Genomic DNA, 7,402 nt, shown 5'->3' on the forward strand with positions numbered 1-7,402 from the left:
AGTTGCACGACTTGATGCGCATCACGCATCAAGCGTGGCCGTAGATGCGCTCGACGCGGGCGCGTGGCGCATGCCGCTTTCGAGCGCGCGCAACGCAAGCTGCGCGATATGCAGCGTATGACGTCCCGCGCCGTGTTCGATCTGCTCGCGGCAACTGAAACCGTTGGTGACGATCAGCGTGTCCGCTTCCGCCGCGCGCACCATCGGCAGCAGCTTCTGCCCGGCGATCTTCATCGACAGATCGTAATGTTCCGCGTTGAAGCCGAACGATCCGGCCATGCCGCAGCAGCCGGTGTCGGCGAGTTTCCAGCGCACGCCAAGCTTGTCGAGCAAGGCGGTTTCGCGCTTCATGCCGAACAGCGCCTTCTGATGGCAATGACCATGCACGAGCACATTTGCATCGAGCAACGGCCAGTCGAAATCGGCATCGGCGATAAAGTCGGAGAACAGATGCGTCTGCTGCGAGAGACGCGCGGCGAGCGCATCGTCGGGCAACTGCTTGAGCAATTCGTCCTTGAATACGGACAGACAGCCCGGCTCGAGTCCGACGATCGGCACGCCCGCGCGGATATCGTCCGCGAGTTCGGTCACGGCCTGCTGCAAGAGCGCGCGCGCTTCGTCGAGCAGACCGTAATCGTAGAGCGGACGGCCGCAGCACAGACGCTTCTTCGGCAGCACGACGTCGTAGCCGAGCGCATAGAGCACTTTCGCGGCGGCGTGCGCGACATCGGGCGTGAAGTGATCGTTGAAGGTATCGACCCAGAGGATGATCCTCTTGCCATGCGTATTCGCGCGATGCCGCCTGACAGCGCTCGCGCGATACGTCTCCTTCGCGAACACCGGCAAACGCCGCTTGTTCGCGACGCCCGCCGCCCACTTGCTGATCGAACCGACCACCGGCGCGGACGTCAGCAGATTGGTGAGCGCGGGAAAGCGGCTCGCGAGCGGCGCCCATGCCCCGATGCGTCCCATGAAGAACGCCTGTCTCGGCTGCTTGTGATGCTCGTAGAACTGCGAGAGGAATTCGGCCTTGTACGACGCCATATCCGTATGTGTCGGGCAATCGGATTTGCAGCCCTTGCAGGCAAGACAGGTATCGAGCGCCTCCTTCACTTCGCGGCTCTTCCAGCCGTCCTTGATCACGTCGCCCTGCATCATCTCCCAGAAGAGATGCGCGCGGCCACGCGTCGATTGCCGTTCCTCGCGCGTCGCACGAAAGCTCGGGCACATGGTGGCGCCATCGAGCGAGCGGCACTTGCCCATGCCGATGCAACGCTCCATCGCGCGTTGCAGGCCGTTGCCTTCGCGGCTATTGAACGTAAGCTTGGTCGTCAGCGTGACGGGTTTGTAGGCCGGTCCCATGCGCAGGTTTTCGTCGGCGCGATACGGATGCACGACCTTGCCCGGATTCATACGATTCTTAGGATCCCAAATCGCCTTGAAATCTTCCATTGCACGGATGATATCGGTGCTGTACATCACCGGCAGAAACTCGGCCTTGGCCTGGCCGTCGCCGTGTTCGCCCGACAGCGAACCGCCGAAGTCCACCACCAGTTGCGCCGCCTCGCGCAAGAAGCCGCGCCACGTACTCACGCCTTGCGCGTTCTGCAGATCGAAGGTGATGCGCGCATGCACGCAGCCATCGCCGAAGTGACCATACAGACTCGTCTGATAACCGTAGCGATCGACCAGCGCCTGAAACGCGCGCAGATAATCGCCCAGCCGCATCGGATCGACAGCCGCGTCTTCCCAGCCGACGACCGGATCGGGCCGCGACGGATCGATCGACAAGGCCACCGCCGACGCGCCAGTTTCGCGGATCGACCAGACGCGCTGTTGATCGGCCTTCGCCTCGACGACGGCGCACGAGGTCTCGACGCCCGCCTTGCCCGCGTTGAAATAGGCCTGCGCGGCGCGCGCGCGTTCAAGCGCTTCGACGGCATCGTCGGCGCCGAATTCGAGCACGACCCACGCATCGCCTTCGGGCAGCATCGCGATTTCATCGGCCTTCAGATTGCGCGCCTGCAAGCCGCGAATGATGTTGCGATCCAGACCTTCGATCGCGATCGGCCCGAAGCGCTCGAAATGCGGCACGGCGTCGGCGGCGAGATAGATATCCGCGAAGCCGACGATCGCCAGCACGCGATGCGCGGGACTATGCACGAGGCGCATTTTCGCGCGCAACGTGATAGCGCACGTGCCTTCCGTGCCGACCAGTGCACGCGCGACATTGAAGCCGTTCTCCGGCAACAGTTGATCGAGATTGAAGCCCGACACGCGGCGGCGGATGTTGGGAAACTCGCGGCGGATCGCATCGGCGTAGCGGTCGCGCAGATCGCGCAGCGCGCGATAAATTTCGCCGCGCCGTCCGCCTTGTTCGATGATCTCGGCGAGTTCGTCGTCGCTGGTCGACCCGACCCAGAAGCGCGCGCCGTCGTAGGTGACGACTTCGAGCGCTTCGGTATTCTCGACGGTCTTGCCCGCCATCACCGAGTGCGCGCCGCACGAGTTGTTGGCGATCATGCCGCCGAGCGTGCAGCGGCTGTGCGTGGCCGGATCGGGACCGAAGGTCAGGCCGTGCGCGTTCGCGGCATCGCGCAAGGTGTCGCAGATCACGCCCGGTTCGACGAACGCGGTGCGCGCGTCGGCATCGATGGACAACACGCGGTTCACGTACTTGCTCGCGTCCGCGACCACCGCGACGTTCACGCATTGTCCGCTTTGCGAGGTGCCGCCGCCGCGCGTGAGAAACGGCACATCGTGCTGATGACAGACGGCGAGCGCGGTGGCGAGATCGTCGATATCGGCGGGCACGACGACACCGATCGGCACTTGCCGATAGTTCGACGCATCCGACGAATACAGCGCCTTCGATCCCGCATCGAAACGGACTTCGCCGCGCAACGCGGCCTTGAGCCCGGCTTCGAGCGTGCGCAATAAATCGGGGCTGGCTTCGAACGGCGTGGCTGGCTTCACTGCGTGTTTCTCTTTCATGTGTTGCGTGAGATTACTTCGCCGCGCTCGCGGTCATCTTGAAGATGCCTTGTGCATTGCCTGCATCGAAACGCAGATCGATCTTCCACTTGCCCGTCTTGGTATCGAACTCGCGCTTGCGCGTAATGAACTCATAGAACGAGCCGGGCACCTTGCGCGTCACGCGGCGGCCATCGGCGGCGCGGAATTCGCGTTCCACCGTATCCGCACGATACGCCGTCTGGAAAACACGGTTGGAGCGCGAGCGTTCGACCTTGGGTTTCATCGGACGGTCCTTGGCCTTTTCGGCTTCGGCGAGCGCGAAGACGTCGGCGACGCGGTCCGTCGCGTGATTGAAAGCATTGCCCTCGGTCGCAATCCACGCCATTTCCGCCGATTCGAGCAGCAGCGCGTCGTAATCCGATTCGCTCGGCACGTCATGCTGACGCTCGAACGCGCCGACAATCACCGGCAGCAGTTCCTGCGCCGATTCGATCGGCAACGAGCCGTCGCGCTCCAGTTCCCACAACAGCGACACCGCGCGCGGCGTCAGCGGATCCTTCGACGTTTGCAGCACATTGCTCACGCACTGCTGGAATTCCTGCGAAAAACGCTCGGGATACAACTCGCTCACGAAGAACTGCGCGATTTCATCGGGCGCGTCGTCGTGGGCGTAAGTGCGGCCCATCATGCGCAGCTTGTCCAGCGGATAGCGGCCGCTGGCGCTGAAACCGAGCGGCTTCAGAATGCGCGTGAAGGCGGCTTCACCCGGCGGCAGCGCGCCGTTGTTCGCCCAGCGCACCGTGCGCAGCGCGCCGTGGTCGAAGAACACCGAGCCGCCCTTCGCGACGATTTCGTCCGTATAAGCACGGCCGTTCGGCGAGCGTTGCAACAGGCCTTCGAACAGCGCCATGTTCATCGCCTGCGCGAGTTCGGCGCGCGTGACGGCATCGGCTTCCCAGTCGGCGAAGATCGACGGCATGTTGAGCGTCGAAAACAGAAAGTCGGTCTTGTCTTGCCCGAGAAAACCGCTAAGCAAACGTTCGATATTGGGGTTGCGCATGTCGAGATCGGAATGAATTGCCGGATAAGGAGCAGAAAGCGCGCTCATGACTGGTCCGCATTATTTTGATTCGTTGCCGCACGCGTCTAGCGAGATTAAATTGTCACTTGATGAGTGTTTGGAATGACCTCGGCCATTCAGGCCGGTTCGCTTACTGACTTATGCGCAAGTTCAAGATCCCGAACATGGGCGCGCTGCTCGCTTTCGAAGCGGCCGCGCGCCATGAGAGCTTCACTCACGCCGCCAAGGAACTGTTCCTCACGGAAAGCGCGATTTCCCGGCAGATCGCCACGCTTGAGGGCAATCTCGGCGTGCGTCTGTTCGTGCGCACTAAGCAGCGCGTCGTGCTGACGCGCGCGGGGCGCATCTACGGCACGCAGGTGCGCCGTTCGCTCGAACAACTCGATCGCGACACGCTGTCGATCATCGCGCACGGCGGCGGCGGATATCTCGAACTCGCCGTGCTGCCGACCTTCGCCTCGCAGTGGCTGATTCCGCGCCTGAAGGACTTCCACGACCGCACGCCGGATGTGTGCGTCAACATGGGCGTGCGCACCGATGCGTTCTCGTTCGAGGAATCGCATTTCGAAGCGGCGATTCACTACGGCAAACCGACCTGGCCCAACACATCGTCGGACTATCTGTTCGGCGAGGAAGTGGTGCCGGTCTGCGCGCCTTCGCTGTTGACGGAGCCGATCGGTCACGCGCACGAATTGCTGCGCTATCCGCTGCTGCATTCGACCACGCGGCCCGATGGCTGGGCGCGCTGGTTCGCCGATCTCGGCGTGGAAGGCATCGACCATGCAAGGCGTGCGTTATGAACTGCACACGATGCTGATCAGCGCGGCGGCGGCGGGCCTGGGCGTCGCGCTGGTGCCGAAGTTCTTCGTCAGCGATCAGCTCGATGCGCTCGGCCTCGTGATTCCCTTCGATGCCACCACGCGCGTCGATGCCGCCTACTATCTCGTCTATCCGACCGAACTGAGTCATGGCCGGCCGCTCGAAATCTTCAGGACCTGGCTGCTCGAACAGGCGAGCGCGTGGACCAATAAAGCGGCGACGTGAGCACCGACATTCTGTGCATCGCGTCATGAGCAAAGCGCATCATGTTTTGTTTTTATCTCGCTTGGCGCAATGTCCCGATGAAAGGACGATGGACCCTGACCGTCGTCTTTCCACATTTCATCGGGTTTTCATATGGCACAGGATCAGAAGAAGCCGTCGAGCGCTTCGCGTCGAGATTTCATCCGCTTGAGCGTCACATCGGCCGCAGGGCTTGCCATGCCCGCGATCTGGACATCGTCGAAGGCCGCCTCGAAGCGGCTCGTGGTGCGCGATTCCGGCGGCGTCTACACCGACGTCTACACGCGCGCGCTCTACAAGCCGTTTCAGGCCGCGACGGGTATCGAAGTGGTCGGCGTGGCATCGAATGCCGAGCCGACCGCGCAGGTGAAGAGCATCGTCGATACCGGCGCGAAAACGTGGGACATGGCCGAACTGAGCTTCCCCGCGATCTACTTCCTGTCGCGCGGCGCGAAGCCGTATCTCGAACCCGTCGCGCTCGATAAAGACCCGGCCATCGCGAAGATTCCCGCGCAGTTTATCGATCAATATGCGATCGGTCATAACGTGTACACGACCGTCATGGCGTATCGGAAGGACGTGAAGAAGAACGGCGCGTCGCCGTCGTCGTGGCAGGACTTCTGGGACGTGAAGGGCTTCGCGGGCCGTCGCGCGCTGCGCAAGTTCCCGTTCGACACCATCGAAGAAGCGCTGATGGCATCGGGCGTGCAGCATACCGGCGTCTATCCGTGCGATCTGGACAAAGCCTTCAAGAGCCTCGACCGCATCAAGCCGAATGTCGATATCTGGTGGACCAGCGGCGCGCAGTGCGAGCAGTTGCTGCAATCGGGCGAAGTCGCGCTGGCGTCGACGTGGCTCGCGCGCGTGCTGCCCGCGATCGAAGGCGGCGCGCCGCTCGAAATCTCGTGGAACGGTCACGTCTATGGTCCGCAAACGTGGGGCATTTTGAAGGGCGGCGAGAACCTCGACGCGTGCCGTCGCTTCGTCGCGTTCTGCGCGGACCCGAAGCGTCAGGCCGATGTCGCCAACGCGCTCGCGGTCGGCCCGACGCATCCCGATGCCTTCCAGTTCATCGCCGCCGCGCGCGCGAAGAATCTGCCGACGCTGCCGGAGAATTTGAAGCGCGGCGTGCGCATCGATCCGTCGTACTGGCCGGCGCATCAGGATGCGGCCATCGAACGCTTCAACGACTGGATTCTCGCCTGAGACGCTGAGTAAGAGGAACGCAAGATGGCCACGACTCACGCGAGCGCAAGCCTGCTCGAAGTGCGGCAACTGGAGAAGCGCTACGGCGATTTCGTCGCGCTGCATCCGACCAGTCTGTCCGTGCAGGCGGGTGAATTTCTGACGCTGCTCGGGCCGTCCGGCTCGGGCAAGACGACGCTGCTCGGTCTGATTTCCGGCCTCACGGAAGCGGACGAAGGCGCGATCCTGATCGGCGACGCCGACGTCACCGATCAATCGCCGCACAAGCGCGGCATCGGCATGGTGTTTCAGAACTACGCGCTGTTTCCGCATCTGACGGTGGCGGAGAACATCGCGTTTCCGCTGCGTTTGCGGCGCATCGACGCCGCGCGTCGCAACGCGATGGTCAAGCGCGCGCTGGAGATGGTCGATCTGCCACACGTCGCGCATCGTCTGCCGCGCGAGTTGTCGGGCGGTCAGCAGCAGCGCATTGCGCTGGCGCGCTGCATCGTCTATGAGCCGAAGATCATCCTGATGGACGAACCGCTCGGCGCGCTCGACAAACGCATGCGCGATCAGATGCAGTTCGAGATTCGCCGTATCCATCGCGAACTCGGCACAACCATCATCTACGTCACGCACGATCAGGAAGAAGCGATGACGATGTCCGATCGCATCTGCCTGATGCGCGCGGGCAGCATCGAGCAACTCGGCACGCCGGAGGACTTGTACTTCCGGCCGCGTACGACTTTCGTCGCGGATTTCATCGGCGAATCGAATCTGTTCGCGGGCACCGTGATCGAAGCATCGGGCGATGAAGTCACCGTGCGCTGGAACGACATGCCCGGCACGGGCATCGCGCGACGTCACGACGGCCGTCTGGTTGCGGGCACGCCCGTGCAGGTGATGGTGCGCCCGCAAAGCCTGCGGCTCGCCACCGACGATCTCACTAGGTCCTGTTCACATTTACAAGCGGCCCGAGCAGACACGATGGAGACAAAGGTGAGGTAGCTGTGGGCGAGTTTGTCATATCGAGTGGCGACGCGACGAAAATGCTTGATACGCTTAAAGAAGCGTTCAACGAGATTGCGCTTACGG

Annotated in this window: 4 protein-coding genes and 2 pseudogenes; 3 read left to right on the forward strand and 3 right to left on the reverse strand. The window is 62.7% G+C overall.

The genetic code is table 11. The annotated features are described in order from the left end of the window. Window positions 1–21 precede the first annotated feature (21 nt). Together BVER_RS11830 and BVER_RS11835 are read right to left on the reverse strand one after the other, a co-directional pair. A complete protein-coding gene (locus BVER_RS11830) occupies window positions 22–2,994 on the reverse strand; it encodes an FAD-binding and (Fe-S)-binding domain-containing protein (RefSeq protein ID WP_050453464.1) in 2,973 nt (990 codons plus the stop codon). 13 nt (window positions 2,995–3,007) lie between these two features. Next, window positions 3,008–4,036, reverse strand: coding sequence for a DUF1338 domain-containing protein (locus BVER_RS11835; protein ID WP_050453469.1), 1,029 nt, complete (start codon window positions 4,034–4,036; stop codon window positions 3,008–3,010). A gap of 161 nt (window positions 4,037–4,197) precedes the next feature. On the opposite strand from BVER_RS11835, the pseudogene BVER_RS11840 reads away from it, so the two are divergent. The 3 genes and pseudogenes from BVER_RS11840 to BVER_RS11850 all read left to right on the forward strand — a co-directional run bounded on the left by BVER_RS11840 (window position 4,198) and on the right by BVER_RS11850 (window position 7,315). Beyond that, window positions 4,198–5,101, forward strand: a pseudogene (locus tag BVER_RS11840) (LysR family transcriptional regulator). A 132-nt stretch (window positions 5,102–5,233) separates the two neighbouring features. Continuing rightward, a complete protein-coding gene (locus BVER_RS11845; protein ID WP_050453465.1) occupies window positions 5,234–6,325 on the forward strand; it encodes an ABC transporter substrate-binding protein in 1,092 nt (363 codons plus the stop codon). Window positions 6,326–6,349: 24 nt separating this feature from the next. Further along, on the forward strand, window positions 6,350–7,315 hold the full coding sequence (locus tag BVER_RS11850) for an ABC transporter ATP-binding protein (protein WP_050453466.1): 966 nt from the start codon (window positions 6,350–6,352) through the stop codon (window positions 7,313–7,315). On the opposite strand, the pseudogene BVER_RS30085 reads toward BVER_RS11850, so the two are convergent. Then, window positions 7,285–7,402: pseudogene (locus BVER_RS30085) on the reverse strand (IS5/IS1182 family transposase); the annotation flags it as partial. The gene BVER_RS11850 and the pseudogene BVER_RS30085 overlap by 31 nt on opposite strands.

This window comes from Candidatus Burkholderia verschuerenii (genome assembly GCF_001189365.1).
Lineage (GTDB): Bacteria > Pseudomonadota > Gammaproteobacteria > Burkholderiales > Burkholderiaceae > Caballeronia > Caballeronia verschuerenii.

Excerpts from the sequence above, each read along its gene's own strand:
- BVER_RS11830 (WP_050453464.1), bottom strand. The coding sequence starts at position 2,994 with ATGAAAGAGAAACACGCAGTGAAGCCAGCCACGCCGTTCGAAGCCAGC.
- BVER_RS11835 (WP_050453469.1), bottom strand. The coding sequence starts at position 4,036 with ATGCGCAACCCCAATATCGAACGTTTGCTTAGCGGTTTTCTCGGGCAA.
- BVER_RS11845 (WP_050453465.1), top strand. The coding sequence starts at position 5,234 with ATGGCACAGGATCAGAAGAAGCCGTCGAGCGCTTCGCGTCGAGATTTC.
- BVER_RS11850 (WP_050453466.1), top strand. The coding sequence starts at position 6,350 with ATGGCCACGACTCACGCGAGCGCAAGCCTGCTCGAAGTGCGGCAACTG.